Consider the following 22,065-nt stretch of genomic DNA (forward strand, 5'->3'; position numbering starts at 1 on the left):
CCTCTCTTTTTATAGGTGGTTCACCTAAGCTTATTTCATGGCTTTTAACTCTTTCAAACCATCAATCGCCGATACGTTGGCTGGGTCTAAAGCTTTTACTGCTTCCCAGTGCTTGGTTGCATTGGCTTTGTCTTTCTTCAAGAAATAGTAGTAGGCTAAATAGTTGTTAGCAACAATCAGTTCCTTCTTATACTTCTCTTGATCAGCTGAAGCCACTTCTATGAATTTCTCATAGTGAGGTTTAGCTAAACCTTCTTTAGTATCAGGGTCTAGGTTAGAATTCACTCTTGCTCTCCATAAATGGCCGTAGGCATAGGTAGGATTGCTGGTAGTGATTAGAGCATAAATGCTATCAGCTGTTTGATAGTCATCATTTAACTCGTGGGCAAAGCCGTAGTAGAACAAATCAGTATTTGTTGGAGGCGTAGTGGCAAACTTAGCTTTGTACGCTTCTATGGCTTTAGGATAGTCTTTTACCGCTAAATACTGTTTGGTTAAAAGGTCATCGTACAACGTGTTCTTAGGGTCAAGAGCTTTGGCCTTTGTGATGACAGCAATAGCTTCTTGCGGCTTTTTGTTTTCTACTAATATGTTTGCGTAGTACTCGTAGTCAGAAGGTATTCTTTTTGACTCATCATACTTCTCAAAGTATTTAGTCATTGCCTGCAATGCTTTTTCATTCTGCTTTGTATCAAAATATGTGTAAGCAAGCAAACGGTTCATGGCTATGTTGTCTGGGTCAGCTTTCAACACACTTTGAATCTCGCTCATTGCCTTGTCATACTCCTTTGTCAGGTAAAGGATTGAGGCGTATTTAGCGCGAGTAGCTGGCGTATTTTCAGCCAAAGACACATATTTTTTGATATACTCAGCACTCTTAGGGAATTGCTCAGCTCTGTAATACAGTTCAGCAAGTTCTAAGTAAGTAGGTGCAAAGTTAGGATTGGCAGCTATAGCAGCTTCTAAATTTTCATTAGCAGCTTTAAAGTTACGTGACTGCACGTACAAACGACCCTTTTTGTAATAAGCTTCGGCATTTTTGCTATCTAGGTTAATGGCTTTGTCATAGTTAGCCATGGCCTTGCCGCCGTCTACATTCTTATTGTTCAGATAGGCGTCACCTAACAATAAGTAAGCTTTAGCGTTTTTAGAATCTTTGGCTACCGCATCTTCCAATACTTTGATAGCATAAGTTAGGTCTTTGATTTCCTGATTTAGATAGGCTTCACCAATCTTCACCATTAAATCAGCGTCTTTGCCTTTTGACTTTTTAATAGCCTGATCAAAAAGCTGCTGAGCTTCAGAAAGCTTGTTCTGTTTTAAGGCGGCTATGCCTTGGCTTACCAACGCTTCCGCGTCACTTTTTTGGTCTGCCAGGGCTGAATATACTAGGGGAGATTTTGCAGCTACTAGAAATTCTACTTCACTAGAACGCAGCCCACCTGTTGCGTGTGCTGAGATTCCAGCAGTCGAAAAGAAGGCGGCTGCTAAAACTCCATACGTTTTCCAGTTCTTAATCATTGGTTATGGTTGTTAATGGTAGTAAAACTTGTTAAAATCTTATTCTGGTCTTAGCCCTATCAGCCTAACAGGCATAGATGCCGGCACTAAACCAGACTTTAAAATAATTCTTTGGCCTTTATCGCCAGTTACAAAAGATGCAAAACCTGTGCCAAGTCCTGCACGTGCTTCTTTGCTTATTATAAAAACCTCTCTTCGCAATGGATAAGTTCCTTGAAAGAGATAGGCTTGGTATGGCTGAACAAAATCATCTGGTGAAGTGGGGTTGCTTTTAGCACTTACTCCAACCACATTTATCTTTTTTAGAAAATTAGTTGCAGTACTGTCATCACGGTCACTAATCCAGTTTACTCCAATCACTCCTATAGCATTGCGGTTCTGAGCCACATAGTCTACCAGGCTGCTGTTAGATTTTGAGGCATAAACGTTTGCTGGCAGAGGTTGGTTATGGTTGATAGAGTCAACAATGTATCTGGAGGTGCTAGAGTTGCTGTTATCAAACACAATGGTGATGGGTGCATCAGGAGATTTCGGATCTAATTGATTCCATTTTGTCACCTTACCGGTGAAAATCTCCTGCAGCTGCTGTACTGTGAGGGTGGTGTCTCTATTTTCCTTGTGAACAATCAACGCTACTCCGTCTACGGCTATTTTGGTGGCTCTGGGAGTAAGCTTCTGTTTTGCCAGTTCCTCTGTTTCCTGTTGGGTGAGCTGACGGGTTAAAACGGCAAATCGAATAGTGTCATTCAATAAATCCTGCACAACCTGTCCTTCTGGCTTATAGCCTGCCTCAATGCTCGCGTTCTTATAGATATTCTCAAACGTATGCACCTGAGACTCAAAAATAGGGGCAAACGTTTCATCAACGCTAATTCTAATATGCCCTGCAGTTGGTGTGTCTACTACTCTGCCAGATTGGTTGCAGGCAGAGAATATTAGTATGGTGCAGGCTGCTAAAAGGCAGCTATATAGTGTAGGAACTTTAATCATTTCGCCTATTTTTTTTAAAATATTGTTGATAAGTTCTTACAAATCTAATAAAACCATAGAAAAGGAGCATTCCGCCTATTATAATTTTATACTGCTTTGGCAACGTCAACTGGTTTTCGCCTGCTAATAATACGTACAAACCAAAGCAAAAGTATATAAGCACTATAAACAGAGAGATATACTTCATGACGCTATTTTGCTGTTCTTTGGGGCGGCGTGGTTCGGGTCTTCTAGAGTAACTCATGATATATGTGGCTTGGGGTAATCAATTGCTCCTATTCAGTAGACAGAGCAGGAGCAGATAAGAAAAAAACTCCGGAGACGGACCTTCTTTGAACGTCTATCTCCGGAGTTTTAAATAAAGTCAATGAGCTTACTTGATCACGATACGGTAAGGTACTGTGTATTTTACAGATACTTTACGACCATTCTGCTCACCAGGATTCCATTTTGGCATGCTCTTGATAACCCGGATAGCTTCTTCATCTAAGCCATAACCAAGTTTCTTAAGCACCTCAATGTTGCTGATTTCACCAGTAGGACCAACTACGAAAGAAAGTACTACTGTTCCTTCAGCACCGGCACGCTGCGCAGCAGACGGAATCCGGAATTTATCGCTGAGGTATTTGAACATGGCTGCTTGTCCACCAGGGAACTCAGGCATTTTCTCTACCGCAATGTAAACTTTTGGCTCTTCAAAAACTTCCTGTACTGGACCAACCGGACCTTTACCACCTTCAATACCTTCTAGGGTAGGTGGTGCAGTTGGGTCACCTTTTACAGTTTCTGTTCCAGCATCAGTTTTCTGAAGCTCTTTTACATCCGGAATCTCTTCCTTCACCACTTCTTCGTCCTTCTTCACTACCGGCGGGGTAAACTTTACAGTTGACCGTACGGGCGGTGGTGGTGGTGGTGCGTCTGGTGGTGGTGGTGGCGGTGGAACAATTTTCTCTACGGAAGGCGGCGCTGCTAAGTCTACCACCTTTACCACTGGAGCTTTTATAACTTTTTCTTCGTCTTTGAACAAGCTTTGAATTAAAGGAATGCTCAAGCCTAAAACAAAAAGTACAATGGCTGCAATGGTTGCTCGCGTTACGTGCTTATTATAAAGCTTGCGGAGCATGTAAGCACCATACTCTTTGTTACGGCCTTCAAAGACCATATCATCCAAAGAGGCGGTGGCTAAATATTTACTATCCATTTGCTATTCTCCTCCTTCTGCTTTTCTAAGTAAACCAGCGTCTGCGTTGTCAAGTTTCACCACAGCATATTTCTGTGTACCGGTAATGCTCATCTCGTCAAGAATATCAACAAGATTTTTGTATGTAGAGGTTTCATCCGCTTTTATAAGCACAACCAGGTTAGGGTTGGCACGGGTAGATTCTACTAACGTCTTTCTGATGCCGTTGGCTGACCAATCACTTTCTTCTACTTCAGGAATAGCGCCAACATTAGGCTGGTGCAAGCCACGGTAATAGAAAATACGGTTGTCTCCTCCAAGCAAAACAGTAAAAGCATTTGATGCTTTCAATTCATTTTGCTGGTCTTCTGTCTTTGGCTTCACCGGCATGTTGATTTCCATAACCTGCGGTTTGGCCAGTGTAGTGGTCATAACGAAGAAGGTAAGCAGTAGAAAGCCTAAGTCTACCAGTGGGGTCATGTCCACTTTGGTAGAGGCTTTTTTGGCCCGTTTTTTACCTCCTTCGTCGCCGCCTTGCGGTTGTATTTCTGCCATTTTCTTATCCTTTCGTTATAGGTTACGAGGTTTCGCTTCCATGTCTGTTACAAGATTAAAACGGTTGATGTTTTTATCTTGTAAGATGTCAATTACACGACCAGCAACTGGATAACCTGCACTTCCGTCTCCTTTGATGGCTACTACAGACTGTGGATTAGCATAACGGGCTTGCAATACCCAATCACCTAATTCATTTCTGGCAGAATCAATAGGAATACCCGGCTGCTGGAATCTTTTCTGTTCTTCGGCGCTCAGGTTCAAAAACGATTTAAGCTGCGAAATAGGAACTCCAAAGGAGCCAAGCGTAGCAAAAACTTGTCTTTCTTCTTCTGTGAAACCCACTCCATACTTAGAACTGATATTGTCTATCAGTCTCAGTTTAGTTTTTTTGTCGTCTACTCCAAAGAATACCCGCTCATCGTTACCAATACTAATAGTAATAACGTTAGCGTCTGGCATTTTGATTTCAGAGACCGAAGACGGCGTATCCACCACCAGCACTTCCTCTGGTGCGAACTTCGAAATAAGCATGAAGAACGTTACCAGAAGGAATGCCAAATCCACCATAGGAGTCATGTCCAGGGATGGAGAGGTTCTATGTATTTTTACTTTAGGCATTTTAATTTCCTTCTAACAAGGTTCAATTAAACAGTTCTGTTGTTGTCAGTGTGCTGAGCAGCATATGTTTGGATGATGCTGTAAGAAGCCTCATCAATGCTGTAAGTCAACGCGTCTATTTTGCTTGTAAAGAAGTTATAAGCAATAATAGCGATAGCAGATCCAGTTACACCAAGAGCCGTGTTGATCAAGGCCTCAGAGATACCGTTTGCCAGCTGAGTTGCATCTGGAGCACCAGTTGCAGTTGCAAGGGCCGCGAATGCCTTAACCATACCCAATACTGTACCAATAAGACCTACCAGAGTAGAAACTGAGGCAATAGTAGATATGATTACCAGGTTTTTCTCAAGAATTGGCAATTCAAGGGCGGTAGCTTCTTCAATTTCTTTCTGAATAGCCAATATACGCTGATCCTTAGTCATGCCATGCTCGTTGTGCATTTCCTGGTACTTCAGCAAACCAGCTTTTACCACATTGCCTACTGATCCTTTTTGCTGATCACAGATAGCAATAGCGCCGTTTACATCACCCACGTTCATTTTCTGGCGTACGCTGCGTACAAACGCCTCTAAGCCTTTGCTTCCTTTTGCTTTGCTGATAGTTAAATAACGCTCAATAGAGAACGTGATAACCAAAATGTTAATAGCAATAAGAATAGGTACAATAAATCCACCTTTGTAAACCTGACCCAAATAGTTGCCTGGTAGTGGGTGGTTAGCGTTGTCATTGCCTTCAAAGTTGGCGGGGTTACCCAAAATAAACATATAAATCAAAACAGCGGCTATAAGGGCCACCGGAATTACGATGCTTGCAAACATTGAGCCTGCTTTGCCTTCTTTCTTTACTGGTGTTGCAGATGCAGGTGCACTCTTTTTTTCCATCGGTTCTAAAAATTTAGGTTTAGTTGTTGTGTTTGTTGTAAAAAAATAAATGGTTAAAAACTTAAATGCTCATTTTGTAAAGATAATTCCATTTTGGGACTAGCCACCTGATTTTATTTTTACACTTTATGAGCAACGTAAATACAAGCCTAGGGATTTAAACGCATAAAATCAAATTTCATCTTAAAATTCATTAGAAAACTTTAATTAGATATTGATATAGTTTAAAATTTACTAATTCATAGTTTTTTGGCTTCATTCCAGTAGGCATCCATTTCTGCCAATGTCATCTCCTGTAAATTCTTGCCGTCTCTGCTGGAAGCCTGCTCCAAATATTGAAATCTTTTTATGAATTTCAAGTTTGTTTTTTCAAGCGCCTCTTCTGGGTTTAAATCCAGAAAGCGGGCAAAATTGATCAAACAGAAGAGTACATCGCCTAGTTCATCGGTGGCTTTTGCTTTGTCTTCTGCTGTCAATTCAGACTTATTGAATTCTGCTTTAAATTCACTTAGCTCTTCTTCTACCTTTTCCCATACCTGTGATTGGTTCTCCCAATCAAATCCAACACCGCGGGCCTTTTCCTGAATGCGCATGGCTTTCACTAAAGAGGGGAGTGAAGCAGGAACGCCTGCCAGTACAGATTTATTGCCTTCTCTTAACTTCAGGCTTTCCCAATTTTTTTTAACTTCTTCCTCCGTGTCAGCTTTGGCTTCTCCGTATATATGCGGGTGCCGGAAAATCAGTTTGTCGCACTGCGCATTCAATACATCTGCTAAGTCAAAAGCACCTTGTTCTGCCGCTATCTTGGCGTAGAAAGTAAGGTGCAGCATGACATCGCCCAGTTCTTTCTTTATCTCGGGTAAATCTTCCTTTAAAATAGCGTCAGAAAGCTCATAGGTTTCCTCAATGGTGAGGTGACGCAGGCTGGCCATGGTTTGCTTTCGGTCCCAAGGGCACTTTTCGCGCAACTCGTCCAGAATGTCCAGCAGCCGGTTAAAAGCTTCCAGTTGTGCTTTCCGGGGCTGGGGGGCTGCTGATTGGTTTTCCATTATGCAAAGATAAAGGGAATGTTAGTAAATCGATTGCATAGTTTCTTTTCTTAATAAATTGGTAACAACAGTCTTGGTGTTTTTACCTCTAATTCTATTCACTAAGATTCTTTTTACGTAGTGGTGGAAGAGTGGCAAACCACCCTTTGTTGCAATATATCATCCTGTTTTTACTAGTTTTGTGTGATTAAAGAGAAGAAGCGTGGCATTAATAAAGTCTATTTCCGGAATTAGAGGTACTATTGGAGGTGAAGCTGGTCAAGGGCTTACCCCTGTAGATGTAGTAAAATTTACAGCCGCTTTTGGCTCTTGGGTGCAGCAAACCACCAACATCAATACTATAGTAATTGGTCGTGATGCCCGCCTTTCTGGCGAGATGGTAAGCCGTTTGGTGGCGGCCACCCTGCAGGGCCTTGGCATTGATGTGATTGACCTTGGTTTGTCTACCACCCCAACGGTAGAGATGGCGGTACCTGCAAAAAAAGCAGGCGGTGGTATTATTCTCACGGCCAGCCATAACCCAAAGCAGTGGAATGCTTTAAAGCTCCTGAACCAACACGGTGAATTTATCAATGATGCCGAGGGTAAACTGGTACTGGAGATTGCTGAGCAGGAGTCTTTTCAGTTTGCCGAGGTGAATAAACTAGGCAAATACAGACAGTCAGACAAGTTTCTGAAGAAGCATATAAAAGCCATTCTTGATTTGCCTTTGGTAGATGTGGAGGCCATAAAAGCCGCCAATTTTAAAGTAGTGGTAGACGCCGTGAACTCCAGCGGAGGTTTTGCGGTACCTATGCTTCTGGAAGAATTGGGCGTGAGCCAAATAGAGAAATTATACTGCGAGCCCGACGGTAATTTTGCCCATAACCCTGAGCCACTGCCTGAAAATTTAGGCGAGATTGCCCGCGTAATGGAGAAAGGCAGCTTCGATTTAGGTATTGTGGTTGACCCAGACGTAGACCGCCTTGCCTTGGTGAACGAAGATGGCAGCATGTTTGGTGAAGAGTACACCTTGGTTGCTGTAGCCGACTATGTGTTGAAAAACAATCCTGGCAATACCGTGTCTAACCTTTCTTCTACTCGTGCGCTGCGCGATGTGACAGAGAAAGCCGGCGGCACCTACTATGCCTCGGCGGTAGGAGAGGTGAACGTGGTAAACATGATGAAAGCCCAGAACGCAGTCATTGGCGGCGAGGGCAACGGAGGTATTATTTACCCAGAGCTGCACTACGGACGTGATGCCTTGGTGGGCATTGCCCTGTTCCTGTCGCATTTGGCTAAATCTGGCCTGCGCATGTCTACCTTGCGTTCTAAATACCCTAGCTACTACATCTCAAAAAATAAAATTGAATTAACGCAGGGCATTGATGTAGACGCCATTCTGGAGAAGGTGCAGAAGCAGTATGCCAAGCAGCCTATCAATACCATTGACGGGGTTAAGATTGAGTTTGACAAAGAGTGGGTGCACCTGCGCAAATCTAACACAGAGCCAATCATCCGTATTTATGCTGAGTCAGACAGCCTCTCTACCGCTGACCATTTGGCTAATAAAATCATTGGAGACATCAAGGAAATAATTTCCGATAAATCAGAATAGTTGATTCTTCCTGATCACTTAAGAATTCTGTTTTAGGGCTACTTTTATAAAAGTAGCCCTAAAACAGAATTTCTTTTTAAAGCCACGCCATACTAAAGCGGTTGACGGAAAATAACTTAATTTTGAACCCGAATCTGCTCAGATAAATCTGAAAGCTATGAACCGTATCTGTTTCACCTGTTGTTGTTGTAAAAACTAAGATTTCCATGCGTGTATATTTAGACAATGCGGCCACCACCCCGCTAGACAAAGAAGTTTTTGAGGTTATGGCTCCCTTTATGCTGGAGCACTACGGAAACCCCTCTTCCATACACGCACACGGCAGGCAGGTACGAGCGGCCATAGAAGGCGCCCGAAAAACAGTGGCAGGCCTGGTGAATGCCTCGCCCTCTGAAATTTTCTTTACCTCTGGCGGTACCGAGGCCGATAACCTGGCTATTATCAGCACCATCCGGAGCCTTGGTTTGAAGCACGCCATCACTTCGCCTTTGGAGCACCACGCGGTGCTGCATTCTTTGGAAGTGCTGGAGAAAAACGGTGAAATTGAGCTGGCCCTACTCAAGGTAGATAGCAAAGGCGTACTTGATTTAGAGCATCTGGAAGAGACGCTGGCTAATCAGCCGCGTACGTTTGTCTCTATCATGCACGCCAACAATGAAATTGGTAACCTCAATGACATCCAAACCATAGCCGATATCTGCAAGAAACATAATGCGGTTTTCCACTCAGACACGGTGCAGACCATGGGCCACTACCGCCACGATGTGCAGCAACTAGGTTTGAACTTCTTGGTAGGCTCGGCGCATAAATTCCATGGGCCCAAAGGCGTTGGTTTTATCTATGTAGATTCCTCAAATAAAATTCATCCGTTAATTCAGGGTGGTTCTCAGGAGCGTAACATGAGGGGCGGCACCGAGAACGTGTACGGTATCATTGGCTTGGCCAAAGCCCTGGAGATAGCCTATCGCGACATGGATGAGCACCAACAGCACATCCAAAGTTTGAAAGACCGCATGCTTCATCAGCTGCGCGAGCAAATTGAAGATGTGCAGTTCAATGGCCTTTCCGCCGAAGCCGATAAGAGTCTTTACACCGTGCTAAACGTGTGTTTGCCGGCCTCAGAGATAAACGAAATGCTCCTCTTTAACCTAGACATTCAGAAAATCTCTGCCTCGGGCGGGAGCGCCTGCACCAGCGGCGTAGACTTAGGGTCTCACGTGCTGCGTGCTGTGGGCTCAGACATGAACCGCGGCAATGTGCGCTTCTCGTTCAGCAAGTACAACACCCCTGAAGAAATTGATTATACCGTGGCTGCTTTGGCTAAACTTTACCAGAAAGAAACGGCCTAATATTTTATCAGAATTATAGTGACAATTCCCCTTGAACCATGGCTTCAGCAAACGGCGCTGGAGCTGGAAAACCGTTCTCAGTTATACAAAGAGCAGGAGCTTAAAAACTATTTCGTGCCTTTCCTCCGGAATCTGCTGACTAAGCTTCCCTCACTACCCGCCTCTGACCAGGAGCTTGTCAGCCTGCAGCAGAAAATTGAGGAATTGGTAAGTTTGATACCGCCCACGTACGATGTGAAAAGCAAGGAATACCGAGTGTACCTGAGTAAAGTAGATTCTCTGAAAAGCAAACTGAAGGAGCGCTTCAAATTGGTAAGGAAGGGACATTATAAAACTATCTGGCTTCCGCTTGGTATTGCCATTGGATTGCCCTGGGGAGCAGCATTCAAAAACATTGCTATGGGTATTCCCATTGGGCTTTGTTTGGGGTTGTTTATAGGTAGCTACCTAGACAGCAAAGCCGAAAAAGAAGGCCGCGTCATTTAATCTACTACTGTTGATGATTAGTAAAGAAAGCCTGTTTTGCTGTTTTTAGAAAAACAGCCCCAAAACAGGCTTTTTAGTTGCCGGTGTAGCTGAATATCAAGGAGTCTCGTAGTAGCTTTGCAAAATAGTTAGTTTAGAAATGGCAGACATTGGCAAAAACCTACAACGGGCAGCCGCATATTTAACCCAAGGCGATTTAGTCGCCATACCCACTGAAACCGTGTATGGTTTAGCAGCCAACGCCTTTGATGAGGCTGCCGTGGTCAAGATATTTGAGGCGAAGCAGCGCCCGGCGTTTGACCCGCTCATTGTGCACACACATTCCATAGAGGAAGTCACTAACATTGCGCGCGAAGTACCTGATGTAGCCTACCAGCTAGCTGAAAAGTTTATGCCTGGGCCCCTCACGCTCATTTTGCCCAAAGCCGAACGCATTCCGTTGCTCGTTACCTCCGGCCACAACAGTGTGGGCGTACGCATACCTCGGCACCCGCTCACGCTGGAGCTGCTGCGTCAATTGCCTTTCCCGCTGGCGGCCCCCAGTGCCAATCCTTTCGGGTACGTAAGCCCTACTTCTGCGCAGCATGTGCAAGACCAGTTAGGAGGGCGGCTACCTTATATTTTAGACGGCGGTGAGTGCCAGATAGGGCTGGAATCTACCATTCTGCGGTTAAATGGAGATGAGGTGGAAGTGTTGCGCTTAGGCGGTTTGGCGCTGGAGGAATTGGCCGAGGTGATACAGGTATCTGAAGCAAAAATCAGGACGTCATCTTCAAACCCGACTGCCCCCGGCATGCTCAGCAGCCACTACGCCCCCCGTAGAAGAGTGCTGCTCGGGAGCATTGAAACCGACTTGCCTAATTTTGATGCCGCACGCGTAGGTATTATTTCCTTGCAGAAGCTGTTCCCATCAGTGCCGCTGGAACATCAAATCCAACTTTCCGCCACCGGTAATGTAAACGAAGCTGCCAAAAACCTCTTCTCCGCCCTCCGCTACTTAGATAGTCAAAACATAGACTTCATTCTTGCGGAACCTATGCCCAAACAAGGCCTGGGCCGCGCCATCAACGACCGGCTGCAACGGGCAAGTTTTCAGGCAGAAGAATAAAGCTTCTGGTCTAAACCTATGTTGAAAACTTCAGCCCCAGATACATCGTCGCAGTTCCTTCTCCCTCAGGGAGAAGGTTAGGATGAGGGGCAGTTTTTCAGAAAAGAAGCTAAAAGCGCCTGCTCAAAAGACCTAGCAGTGTCTTCCAGACCTGCTAGTGTCTGTGCCCAAAGCTTTTTTGCGCTCTTTTTGAAAAAGTAGGCCAAAAACGAAAGCGCCAGCTCTTTATAGAGCTGCGCTTTATCATTATATAAACTTCAGCTTATAGGTTCTTCAGCACGAAGTCAGTCATTTTAGTGAACAGGTGGATACTGGTGTTGCCGCCGCTAATGCCATGATGCCGGTTAGGGTAGTAGGCACTGTCAAAAGGTTTATTCGCTTTTACCAAGGCATTTACCATTTCAATGGAATTTTGGAAGTGCACATTATCATCACCGGTGCCGTGAATGAGCAGGTACTTGCCACGCAGCCTGTCGGCAAAGAATACCGGTGAATTCTGGTCATACCCATCAGGGTTTTCCTGTGGCGTTTTCAGGAAACGCTCGGTGTAAATGGTGTCATAGAAGCGCCAGTTGGTCACCGGAGCCACCGCAATAGCGGCTTTGAACACATCGGCTCCTTTGGTAATGGCCAGTGAACTCATGTAGCCCCCGAAGCTCCAGCCCCAGATACCAATACGGTCTTTGTCTACAAACGGTAAACCACCTAAATGTTTGGCGCCTTCAATCTGGTCTATGGTTTCATAATGCCCCAAGTTGCCGTAGGTTAATTTTTTGAAGTCTGAGCCACGGCCACCGGTGCCACGGTTGTCAATAACGGCAATAATGTAGCCTTGCTGCGTGAGGTAGCTGTGCCATAAGTAGTTGCGGCCACCCCAGCTGTCTACCACCTGCTGGCTGCCCGGGCCGCCGTACAGGAACATCAAAACCGGGTACTTCTTGTTCGGGTCAAAATCAACGGGTTTAATGGTGTAGCCGTTCAGGGTCACATCGTCTTTGGTCTTAAACTGGAAGAATTCAGCCTTCGGAATGCTGTAGTTCGTCAATGTGGTTTTAAGCCGCTCATTTTGCTCCAGCACTTTCACCTGCTTGCCGGCAGCGGTATATAAACTTACTGTTACCGGGGTGTTGATGGTGCTGTGGTAATCTATGAAATAGCTGTAGTCGCGGCTCATGTTGATAGAGTGCGAGCCTTTGGCTGGGGTAAGATTTTTCTTCCCTTTACCGTTCAGCTTGATGCTGTACAGGTGTCGCTCCAGCGGTGATACCTCAGTGGAGGAGTAGTACACCAAGCCATTTTTCTCGTCTACGCCATAGAAGTTGTCAACCTCCCAGTTGCCCTTGGTGATTTGGCGCACCAGTTTGCCGTTCAAATCATACAGGTACAGGTGCTTAAAGCCGTCTCTCTCTGAGCTGAACACAAACTGTTTGCCGTTTTTCAGGTAAGTAAGGTCATCATTAATGTCTACATAGGCTTTGTCTTTATCCGTTAGAACCACTTTGCTTTGTCCGGTTTTAGAATCGGCGTGCAGAATCTCCAGCGTGTTCTGCAGGCGGTTCATGCGGCGGATAGACAGTAGGTTAGGTGTGTTGGTCCAGTTGATGCGCGGAATGTACTGGTCGTTCTCCGGCCCAACGTCCATTTTGGTTGATTTTCCAGTTTTTAGGTCGAAAACGGAAATAGAGACAATGGCATTTTTTTCACCGGCTTTCGGGTATTTGAATTTGTAGTCCTGCGGATAAAGCGGACCCCACACTTGCATGTTATATTCGGGTACTTGGCTCTCGTCAAAGGTGTAGTAGGCAATTTGCGTACCGTCCGGCGACCAAAAGAACGCCTGCGCGAACCCGAATTCCTCTTCATACACCCAATCGGTGGAGCCGTTGATGATGAAGTTCCACTTGCCGTCAGTAGTAATCTGGCGCTCCTGCATGGTGGCCATGTCTACATAGAACAGGTTGTTGTCACGCACAAATGCCACAAACTTGTTATCAGGCGAGAAGGTAGCGTAGCTCTGTTTACCGCCTTGGCTCAGCTTCTGCAGTTTTTGGTTTTCACGGTCGTACACGTAGAAATGGCCTTTGCTGCTGCGGCGGTAGATAGGCTCATGCTCGGTTTCAAATAAGATTTTGGTTTCGTCTCCGCTGAAGCCGAAGTCATCATAATCCAAAATCTTGTCGTTGATTTTTAGGGCATCGCCTTTTAAAATGATGCTGTGTGTTTGCCCGCTGCGTACGTCTACCTGCACAATGTCCACGGCTTTGGTGGCTTGGTCAGCCACTTGAGAGGAGTAGAATTGGCCGTCTCGCATCCAGTTGACGCCGTACACCGAGCGCGCCTGAAACGTGCCCTTTCTAAAGATATCGTCTAAGGTGAATTCCTGTTTTTGCTGGGCTTGTGCGCCTCCTGCCAAAGCAAGGCAGAATACCGCCCACAGCAGACGGTTAAATGTATGTTTCATTTGTTTGTTAAGAAGTTCGTAGCCTTAAAAATAGGCAAATTATTTAAGAATGGCAGAAGGGAACAAGCGTTCGTTTTTGATTGTCGGTTGTTTGTTGTTGATTGTTTAGGGAAGAGGGAGGTTGTGCTTAGAGTTAGCGCCAGCGCTCTACGCTCAAGAGGACAGCCAATCTCCAGATTGGCGTTGGACGAATTACGTGGCAAGGATGGACACCTATAGAAACTGCTGTTGGCATAGACACTAGCAGGTCTGAAAGACACTGCTAGGCCTTTTGAGCAGGTGTTTTTGAGCTATTTTCTGGAAAAGAGGCTTAAAACGCATTTATACGAATATCAAATTGTTTTCTATTCTTAGAAGCCGTTTAGAATTTTCTTATAAAGGACTGGCGCAAGCGTCCGCTTGTGCCTTAAAAAGAGCTTCTGTTTCTGGACTGTTTTTATAAAAGTAGCCCAAAAACGTCGCACAAGCGGACGCTTGCGCCATGTAAACGCAATAAAATAAACCTGAAATGAATGCTTTAAACAGGTTCTTAGATAACAATCAACAATCAGCAACCAACAATCAAAACAACAACTAATAATCAAAGTTTTACGCACACGTTCTGCGGCTCGGTGAAAAACCGCAGTACTTCCCAACCACCTTCACGGCCCACGCCACTTTGTTTCATGCCACCGAAGGGAGTGCGCAAATCGCGGAGGAGCCATGTGTTCACCCACACAATGCCCGATTGCAAAGAATGTGCTACGCGGTGGGCGCGGGTAAGGTCTTGGGTCCAGACGGAGGCGGCAAGGCCATAGTCAGTGTAATTGGCGAAGTGAACGGCTTCTTCCTCAGAATCAAAAGGTCTTAGCGTGACCACTGGTCCAAAGATTTCTTCAGTGTTGGTGCGGCAGGAGTGGGAGAGACTTTCGAATACAGTTGGCTGCAGAAAATACCCGTTAGCGCAGCGGCCTTCCATCCGCACGCGTTCGCCACCGGTGAGCAAGGTGCCACCTTCTTCTTTGGCCAATGCAATGTAGTTCATTACTTTCTGCAGGTGTTGTTCTGAGACCAAAGCGCCTAGTTTAGTGTCAACTGCTAAAGGGTCACCCACTTGCAAGTTCCTTACTTTCTCCAGAAAAGCAGTTTTAAATTTCTCATATAGTGGGCGTTCTACCAGAATGCGGGAGCCACACAGGCAGATTTGCCCTTGGTTTGCGAAAGCAGCCCGAACAGCGGTGTCTACTGTTTTTTCAAAGTCGCAGTCGGCAAATATGATGGTGGCGTTTTTGCCTCCTAACTCAAGTGACAGTTTCTTGAACATAGGAGCAGCTACCTGCGCAATGGCTTTACCGGTTTGGGTGCCGCCGGTAAAGGAGATGGCTTTGACTTCTGGGTGTGCCACCATAGCTGCGCCCACTTTGGGGCCGGTGCCGTGCACAATGTTCAGTACCCCCGCCGGAAGACTAGCTTCCACGCAAAGTTCCGCCAGCAGATGGGCCGTGTACGGAGTTATTTCAGAGGGCTTGGCCACCACGCAATTTCCGGCGGCCAGGGCCGGCGCAATCTTCCAGGTAAATAAATAAAGCGGGAGGTTCCACGGGGAAATGCACGCCACCACGCCCAACGGTCTGCGCACGGTGTAGTTCACCGCCACCCCCTCCATAAAGTGCGACTCAGACGCGAAATGCTGAATGCCCGTTCCGAAAAAATGCAGGTTACTGCTGGCGCGGGGAATGTCTATTGTCTTGGCGAGTTGCAGGGGCTTGCCATTGTCAGTGGTCTCGGCTTCAGCCAAACGATCTAGATTCTGGTCAATCAGCTCCGAGAGCCGCATCAGGTGACGACCCCGCTTTTCCGCCGGCAGCACAGACCAAGACGGGAATGCCGCCTGTGCCGCTTCCACCGCCGCCTGCACATCCCGCTCATCAGAATCAGGTATCTGAGAGAAAACCCCGCCCGTGGCTGGATTTATGTTTGGCAAATATGTACCAGAGGCAGGCGGGGAGAAGGTGCCGTTGATGTAGTTCTGGAGGTGCAGCATAAAGGATGCTAAAAGTTAGACGCTGGATGTAAGACACAAGACTCAGGACTCGCTACTCAGAACTCAAGACTCTTCTAAAGGTTTCCGGTCCGGCCGCCGTCTACGGGTATGTTGACGCCGTTGATGTAGCCTGCCGCCGGGGAAGCCAGAAAAGCCGCCGCGGCCGCTACCTCGTGAGGCTCCGCGAAACGGTTGGCCGGAATGCCCGCCAATATTTCCTGCTCTACTTCCTCTCTAGAGAGTCCGGTCTTCTGCATTTTGCTTTCAATCAGGGCATGGTGCCGTGCCGTGACCGTGGCGCCAGGCAAAACGTTGTTCACTGTAATGCCAAAGGGAGCAAGCTCAAAAGACAAAGTTTTCGCCCAGTTGGCTACGGCGCCTCTTATGGTGTTAGACACGCCCAAACCTTTAATGGGCTGCTTCACCGAAGTAGAAATAATGTTGATGATGCGCCCGTATTCTGCTTTTTTCATATATGGCACCACCGCCTGCGCCAGAATATGGTTACAGATGAGGTGGGCGGCGAAAGCTTTCTCAAACTCATCAACGGCGGCGTCTATGGCTGGCCCGCCTGCCGGTCCGCCAGTGTTGTTAACCAGAATATGCACCTGCCCAACCTCTTGTAAATGTTTTTCCACCTGTTCCTGCACCTCCTGCGGACGGGTAAAGTCTGCCACCAGGTACTTGTGTAACTGTCCGCTGGAAACATCTAGCTGAAGCAGGCTTTTCTGGAGGCGTTCTTCACTGCGGGCAACTAAAGTAACGGTGGCACCTAATTGAGCTAGTTCTAAGGCAACGGCTTGTCCAATGCCTTGGGAGCTGCCGCACACAATGGCGTGCTTGTGCTGTAAGTTTAAATCCATTATAGAAATGTTCTGAGTCTTGAGTTCTGAATTCTGAGTGGTTAAAATAGGGAATTGTGCGTTGATATCCTGCTTTTCGAGCTGGTCACTTTAAACCGGACTTGAGACAATTATGATAAATGAGTACTGACAAAAACAATCAACTATCAACAATCAGCAATTATAAAGGTGTTTTTAATCTGTTTTTCAGAAATTAGGCTGAAAACAGAAATTACCTTTTCGCAGAAGGTTTCGTACCTTGGGACGTCCCTGTGCCTAAATCAGGAAATACAAGACTATTCAATTTTACCGTCATGGCCTTACAACCCGCTTTTAACTTTAAACAATGGATAGAGGAACACCGCCACCTGCTTAAGCCACCAGTAGGTAACCAGCAGGTGTATAAAGACAATAAAGATTTTATAGTGATGGTGGTAGGTGGCCCTAATTCGCGTAAAGATTACCACGTGAACAACGGCGAGGAGTTCTTTTACCAGCTAGAAGGCGACATAGTGCTGAAGGTAATTGACGAGGGCGAGTTTAAAGACATTGAAATCAAAGAAGGAAGTATTTTCCTGCTGCCGCCCAACGTGCCCCACTCCCCGCGCCGTGGCCCCAACACCGTAGGGCTGGTGATGGAGCGCTACCGCGATGAGACCGAGTTAGACGGTTTTCAGTGGTACTGCGAAAACTGCAACAATAAATTATACGAAGAGCATATTCCGGTGTCAGACATTGTAGGGCAGTTACCCGTAGTAATGAATAAGTTCTGGGCTTCAGAAGAGCTGCGTACCTGCAATACCTGCGGCGAAGTTTTGGAGAAGCCGGTGGTGGCACAGTAGATGCAACACCACCATGATAGTTCTTTATAAAGTAGTACCTTGCCAAGGTAAGGTCAATTAAAAATTTTTATGATAGTTAGAGAGGAGCTGCCTGGGCTAAAGGTGGAGATAGACGAAAAATCATCAGTTATCATACTACATTGGTCAAATAAATTCACTGTTGAGGAGTTTAGGCAGGCATGTTTGTGGTGTTTGGAAAGAGTAACTGCTTTAAAGATCAAGTTTTGGCTAGCAGACTCTTCTAACATTGCAAGGCTTGAAACTGAAAATCAAAAGTGGACAAGCGGGTTTCTGTTGCCTAAACTTTCAGAGGTGGGGTTGAAAAAAATGGCTTTAGTGATTCCGGAAGATCTTTATAGCCATTTGGCCATTTCTACCATTATTGTAGAGGCAAAAGATAATATTCAATTTGACACCCATTACTTTGTGAAAGTAGAAGAAGCGTTGGCCTGGCTGAAATGAAGCCTGTAGAGTAAATCATAGTTTTTCTGATAGAAACTAAAACATCAGAGGTTCTTACCTTGCTTTAACGAATGATTATATCTAATAAATTATTGCACCTCGACTATGACCCTTCTATTGACGTTCTGTTTGTAGAATGGCCAGACTTCAACAACTACTCCCTTGCTGAACTACACTATACTTTAGAATCATTAGTGGAGACAATACGAAGTTATGATATAAAGAACTTATTAGTTGATGCAACAAAAACTGTGGTGGCCATAGACCAAGGAGACTATGAGGAGATATCAGGTAAGTTTGCCCAGAACCTGCTCACCACCCGTTTGCAAAAACTGGCACGACTTGTGAGTGATAGCTCCGTAAGGGAAAGACATGTGGAAAATTTCAAGAAGAAGTCTAACTTTAGTTTTGAGTTAGAGTCGTTTAGTACCAAAGAAGAGGCATTGGCCTGGATTAGAGATAGGGAAGTCATCTCATAAAAAACTCTGCAACCGTTATTGCTGTTGCTTGTAATTTCAGATAATGATAGTGAAAGAATTTCCATTCCTGCGCATTGATGTAAACGAAAAAACGTCTGTGATCACCATGGATTGGTCAGGCTCGTTTACGTCTGCCCAGTTCAGGGAGGCGGTGACCTATTGCATGGATGTGGTAGCCGAAAAAAAACTCAAATATTGGCTGGCTAACTCCAGTCTTATAGGTGAAATTCAGCCTGCCGACCAAAAATGGACAAGTGAAACGTTGCTTCCCCGGCTATCTGAGTTAGGCGTTAGGAAAGTTGCCTTGGTTATACCCGAAGACTTAGACAGCCATTTAGCCATAACCACCATCATGGTGCGGGGTAAGGAAAAGTCTACTTTTGAAAGCCACTATTTCGTGAAAAAAGAAGAAGCCTTGGCCTGGTTTAAATCATGAGCCAGGCTTTTAACTGATATCTACCTTTCCGAGCAATTTTCTGCCTCTGTACCAACAAAGCGGAACCACATAAATCATGCTCATGCCCAATATCAGCGGTGGAACCTGTTTTTACCACGCCGATGTTGCCAAAGAAATAGCCTGCTGTTGACATTTTTGCCCTCCCCAATCGCTATTGTCTAGAGATAATTCTGCGGGGCAGGGTTTGTTAACATCAAATGAAAAAGTGCGGCGGCTAAGGTGCTTTGAATAAGTTGTTCAAAGATGATCAAAGAAACACTGGCAATTGAGGCACTTAACCCACTAATAAGGCGTTACCATACCAGAGCTTCAGCAAAATTTGCTCGGCTACATTCTTCTAAAAGGCCTTTTCCTTTAAAAGAAGAGGTATTCTAGACGAAAGAACCGAAAGCAATCTATGATCATCTCACATAAAATATTGCATCTAGAGTACGATCCTACCCGGGATATACTGTTTGTAGAGTGGCCTAACTTTAACCAGTATGCTCTGCCTGAGCTGCACTACATTTTAGACAGTTTAGTAGAAACCATCCGGAATTACGATATCTCAAACCTGCTGGTAGATGCCCGTAACACAGTAGTGGCCATAAATACCCAGCAGTATGAGGAAATCTCTGGCCAGTTTGCCAAAGCATTAGTCTCCACAAGGCTTAAGAAGCTGGCAAGAATAGTGACAGACAGCACTGTGCGGGAAAAGCAGGTGCAGAACTTTGGAAAGCAAGCCAACTTCTCGTTTGAGATACAAAGCTTTGCTTCTCAAGAGGAAGCCATGGCTTGGTTTGACTTCGAATAGACACAAAGAAATGCTTTGGGTTATTTATAGCCCACAATATAAAAGCGAGCCACCTTAATAAAGGTGGGCCTCGCTTTTATATTGTGGGTGTTTTTAGGCTTGTTTCTAAAAATCAGGCTAAAAACGCTTTATTCCGCTTCTTGGTCTTCTTTCATATTGTGAAAGACAGCTTGTACGTCATCATCTTCCTCTAAGCGGTCAAGCAGTTTCATCATGTCTTCCTGCTGCTCTGGTGTCAGTTCTTTTAAGACAGTTGGGTAGCGTTGTAGCTCAGAGCTTTTTACGTTGAGTCCACGCTCTTCTAATGCTTTCTGCATAGCACCGAAGTCAGTGAAAGAGGTCTGAATAATGATTTCGTTTTCTTCTTCGTCTTTGTCAATGCTCTCCAGGCCAAAATCAATCAGGTCCAGCTCCAGTTCTTCCATGTCCAGACCTTCGGCATCTAAGTGGAAAACGCCTTTGCGCTCAAAGATAAAGTCAAACTGGCCGGTGCGGCCTAACTCGCCGCCGGTGCGGTTAAAGTGCATGCGCACGTTGGCCACGGTACGGTTCACGTTATCGGTGGCGGTTTCTACCAATACCGCTACGCCATGGGGGCCGTAACCTTCATATACTACTTCAGAATAATCGGCTTCCTCTTTGCCTTGAGCACGTTTTATGGCGGCCTCTACGCGGTCTTTGGGCATGTTAACCCCTTTGGCGTTCTGGATGCACACGCGCAGACGGGCGTTAGAGTCGGGGTCTGGGCCTCCGGATTTAACGGCCATCACAATCTCTTTCCCTATGCGGGTGAACTGCTTGGACATCATGTCCCAGCGTTTCATTTTCCGGGCTTTCCGGAACTCAAATGCTCTTCCCATGCGGTTTTATCTAAAACGATTAACGCAAATATCGGGAAAAACGGCGGATGCCCCAACAGGGTTTGATTCCTTCTGCAGAATTTTATTCCTTGGAACAGAGCAGAAAAAGAAGGTGTGGAAATTTCGGAAGACAGCCCAAGACCAGTTACAATTATCCTGGATTCTACAAGCTACTGGCGCAAGCATCTGCATGTGTCTGCACGCATTGTGCCATCTGTTTTTGCTTTATCCGCCGTCGTTCCGCTGCCCTTGTTGGTGTTATCACCAACAAGTAAAACTGCGAATCAAGCTGTAACATTGTCTTTTCTTTCAACTGCCTAGTAGTGCTGATAAAGTAGCATTATTACCATTTGGGCTGTTTTTTCGCTTATTTGTAATAATACTAACAAGGGCAGAAAAGGGGTGGAGCCATATGGATTGCCTCTAATCAGATACGCGTTCAGACACAAGCGGACGCTTGCGCCAGTAATCAAAATGGGTGTGGCCAATAGAAATCAGGCGTGAAGATAAAAGGAAGAAATGCGGCTCCTCTCATTTCTAATTTCTCAAACGTGTTCAGCCAGATAATCCTCTAGCCGTAGCTTTCCTTTCACTGGAGCTACGCAGTCAGATTGGGTTACATTTACAAAAAACGAGGCTTTTTCGTAGAGAGATCTGTTGACCAGCCACACCAAGGGTAACACCGATGCTGCCACCCAATACGGAATTATCTTTACTTTTCCCCAGCGTTTTACACTTTTGCCAACCAGCTTCACCAATTCCAATCGTGAGTAAGAAACTGGTCCTCCTAGTTCAATAATTGTTTCGGGTTGGGTGAGGGAGGCAACGCATGCTTCTGCTACCTCATGCTCATGAATTGGGTTAGTGAGGCAGTCGCCGGGGCCTACAGAAGCTAACTTGCCTTTGCGGGCCATGGGTAGCAAATTAAGAAAGGCAGAAAAGAGAGCCGGTGGTTTTACAATAGTGGCCGGAATGTCACTTTGTTGCAGTGCTTGAGCAAAGTCTTCATGTGCCTTAAAATAGGCTACGTTTAGGTGCTTTTCCCCACTGAAAGCAGCTACATATACAAATTTCTTCACTTTCCCGTAGGCCTGAGCCAGGTGCAGAATGTTCAGGTTGCCCTTGAAGTCAACCTCATGAAAAGTGGTTTTGCTACGGTCAGAAAGGCTCAGGCTTTTACCCAATGCCGAGATAATATAGGAAACTCCCTCAAGCAAGGAAGGGCTGAGGGTGGCGGCGTTGGTAGGGTCACAAATCACCACCTCATCCACCGACGGCTTGAGCTGCTCGGCTTTCAAGGCCGTACGGGCCGTGGCACGTACATGGTATTTCTGTTGCCTAAGCACCTCCAGAATACAGGAGCCCAGGCAGCCGGTGCCGCCTAATACAAGTACAGTTTCCATAAGATTATAGAATAATGCGGGGGAACAGAATTCTGCAAACCTAATCTACTGCTTTTTAGCTTTTTATCAAACTATTCAAGAATGAATTAGAAAAAACTTATTGAAT

General features: G+C 45.7%; 21 protein-coding genes. 9 read left to right on the forward strand and 12 right to left on the reverse strand.

Annotated elements, in window-relative coordinates:
* Positions 1-30: 30 nt before the first annotated feature.
* The 7 genes from A8O23_RS14905 to mazG form a co-directional block, all read right to left on the reverse strand.
* The gene (locus A8O23_RS14905) at positions 31-1,521 is read right to left on the reverse strand and encodes a tetratricopeptide repeat protein (RefSeq protein WP_066622655.1); all 1,491 of its coding nucleotides are present in this window, start codon (positions 1,519-1,521) and stop codon (positions 31-33) included.
* A 39-nt stretch (positions 1,522-1,560) separates the two neighbouring features.
* Positions 1,561-2,511, reverse strand: a complete 951-nt coding sequence (locus A8O23_RS14910) for a PstS family phosphate ABC transporter substrate-binding protein (RefSeq protein WP_066622657.1) — start codon at positions 2,509-2,511, stop codon at positions 1,561-1,563.
* Positions 2,512-2,884: 373 nt separating this feature from the next.
* Positions 2,885-3,712, reverse strand: coding sequence for an energy transducer TonB (locus tag A8O23_RS14915; protein ID WP_066622659.1), 828 nt, complete (start codon positions 3,710-3,712; stop codon positions 2,885-2,887).
* Positions 3,713-3,715: 3 nt separating this feature from the next.
* On the reverse strand, positions 3,716-4,246 hold the full coding sequence (locus A8O23_RS14920) for an ExbD/TolR family protein (protein ID WP_066622661.1): 531 nt from the start codon (positions 4,244-4,246) through the stop codon (positions 3,716-3,718).
* Positions 4,247-4,261: 15 nt separating this feature from the next.
* Positions 4,262-4,867, reverse strand: a complete 606-nt coding sequence (locus tag A8O23_RS14925; RefSeq protein ID WP_066622663.1) for an ExbD/TolR family protein — start codon at positions 4,865-4,867, stop codon at positions 4,262-4,264.
* A gap of 26 nt (positions 4,868-4,893) precedes the next feature.
* Entirely contained in the window at positions 4,894-5,748 is an 855-nt protein-coding gene (locus A8O23_RS14930) for a MotA/TolQ/ExbB proton channel family protein (RefSeq protein ID WP_066622665.1), read from the reverse strand.
* A 239-nt stretch (positions 5,749-5,987) separates the two neighbouring features.
* Entirely contained in the window at positions 5,988-6,797 is an 810-nt protein-coding gene (mazG, locus tag A8O23_RS14935) for a nucleoside triphosphate pyrophosphohydrolase (protein ID WP_066622669.1), read from the reverse strand.
* Between the two features lie 202 nt (positions 6,798-6,999).
* Here mazG and glmM point away from each other — a divergent pair, with 202 nt between their 5' ends.
* The 4 genes from glmM to A8O23_RS14955 all read left to right on the forward strand — a co-directional run bounded on the left by glmM (position 7,000) and on the right by A8O23_RS14955 (position 11,337).
* The gene (gene glmM, locus A8O23_RS14940) at positions 7,000-8,394 is read left to right on the forward strand and encodes a phosphoglucosamine mutase (RefSeq protein ID WP_066622671.1); all 1,395 of its coding nucleotides are present in this window, start codon (positions 7,000-7,002) and stop codon (positions 8,392-8,394) included.
* Between the two features lie 206 nt (positions 8,395-8,600).
* Positions 8,601-9,743: a cysteine desulfurase family protein gene (locus A8O23_RS14945; protein WP_066622673.1), complete on the forward strand. Its 1,143-nt coding sequence runs from the start codon at positions 8,601-8,603 to the stop codon at positions 9,741-9,743.
* Positions 9,744-9,761: 18 nt separating this feature from the next.
* Positions 9,762-10,229 (forward strand): hypothetical protein, encoded by a 468-nt coding sequence (locus tag A8O23_RS21765; RefSeq protein ID WP_066622676.1) that lies wholly within the window; start codon positions 9,762-9,764, stop codon positions 10,227-10,229.
* Between the two features lie 139 nt (positions 10,230-10,368).
* Positions 10,369-11,337, forward strand: a complete 969-nt coding sequence (locus tag A8O23_RS14955) for an L-threonylcarbamoyladenylate synthase (protein WP_066622678.1) — start codon at positions 10,369-10,371, stop codon at positions 11,335-11,337.
* A gap of 262 nt (positions 11,338-11,599) precedes the next feature.
* On the opposite strand, the gene A8O23_RS14960 is transcribed toward A8O23_RS14955, so the two are convergent.
* From A8O23_RS14960 to A8O23_RS14975, 3 genes are all read right to left on the reverse strand, one after another.
* Entirely contained in the window at positions 11,600-13,798 is a 2,199-nt protein-coding gene (locus A8O23_RS14960) for a S9 family peptidase (RefSeq protein WP_066622681.1), read from the reverse strand.
* 580 nt (positions 13,799-14,378) lie between these two features.
* On the reverse strand, positions 14,379-15,821 hold the full coding sequence (locus tag A8O23_RS14970; RefSeq protein WP_066622686.1) for an aldehyde dehydrogenase: 1,443 nt from the start codon (positions 15,819-15,821) through the stop codon (positions 14,379-14,381).
* Positions 15,822-15,895: 74 nt separating this feature from the next.
* On the reverse strand, positions 15,896-16,684 hold the full coding sequence (locus A8O23_RS14975) for an SDR family oxidoreductase (protein WP_066622688.1): 789 nt from the start codon (positions 16,682-16,684) through the stop codon (positions 15,896-15,898).
* Positions 16,685-16,977: 293 nt separating this feature from the next.
* Between A8O23_RS14975 and A8O23_RS14980 the strand changes: the two genes are divergently transcribed.
* From A8O23_RS14980 to A8O23_RS15000, 5 genes are all read left to right on the forward strand, one after another.
* The gene (locus tag A8O23_RS14980; protein ID WP_066622690.1) at positions 16,978-17,505 is read left to right on the forward strand and encodes a 3-hydroxyanthranilate 3,4-dioxygenase; all 528 of its coding nucleotides are present in this window, start codon (positions 16,978-16,980) and stop codon (positions 17,503-17,505) included.
* Positions 17,506-17,574: 69 nt separating this feature from the next.
* A complete protein-coding gene (locus tag A8O23_RS14985) occupies positions 17,575-17,967 on the forward strand; it encodes a hypothetical protein (RefSeq protein ID WP_066622692.1) in 393 nt (130 codons plus the stop codon).
* Between the two features lie 71 nt (positions 17,968-18,038).
* Complete coding sequence (locus A8O23_RS14990; RefSeq protein ID WP_066622694.1) at positions 18,039-18,446, forward strand: aldo-keto reductase family protein; 408 nt, start codon at positions 18,039-18,041, stop codon at positions 18,444-18,446.
* Between the two features lie 43 nt (positions 18,447-18,489).
* A complete protein-coding gene (locus A8O23_RS14995; protein WP_066622697.1) occupies positions 18,490-18,882 on the forward strand; it encodes a hypothetical protein in 393 nt (130 codons plus the stop codon).
* Positions 18,883-19,300: 418 nt separating this feature from the next.
* A complete protein-coding gene (locus A8O23_RS15000) occupies positions 19,301-19,696 on the forward strand; it encodes an STAS/SEC14 domain-containing protein (protein ID WP_066622699.1) in 396 nt (131 codons plus the stop codon).
* Positions 19,697-19,824: 128 nt separating this feature from the next.
* Here the strand turns inward: A8O23_RS15000 and A8O23_RS15005 are convergent, their stop codons facing one another.
* Both A8O23_RS15005 and A8O23_RS15010 read right to left on the reverse strand, forming a co-directional pair.
* On the reverse strand, positions 19,825-20,556 hold the full coding sequence (locus A8O23_RS15005) for a YebC/PmpR family DNA-binding transcriptional regulator (protein WP_066622701.1): 732 nt from the start codon (positions 20,554-20,556) through the stop codon (positions 19,825-19,827).
* 545 nt (positions 20,557-21,101) lie between these two features.
* A complete protein-coding gene (locus tag A8O23_RS15010) occupies positions 21,102-21,959 on the reverse strand; it encodes an SDR family oxidoreductase (protein WP_066622702.1) in 858 nt (285 codons plus the stop codon).
* Positions 21,960-22,065: the final 106 nt, after the last annotated feature.

The organism is Rufibacter roseus, assembly GCF_001647285.1.
GTDB classification, from domain to species: domain Bacteria; phylum Bacteroidota; class Bacteroidia; order Cytophagales; family Hymenobacteraceae; genus Nibribacter; species Nibribacter roseus.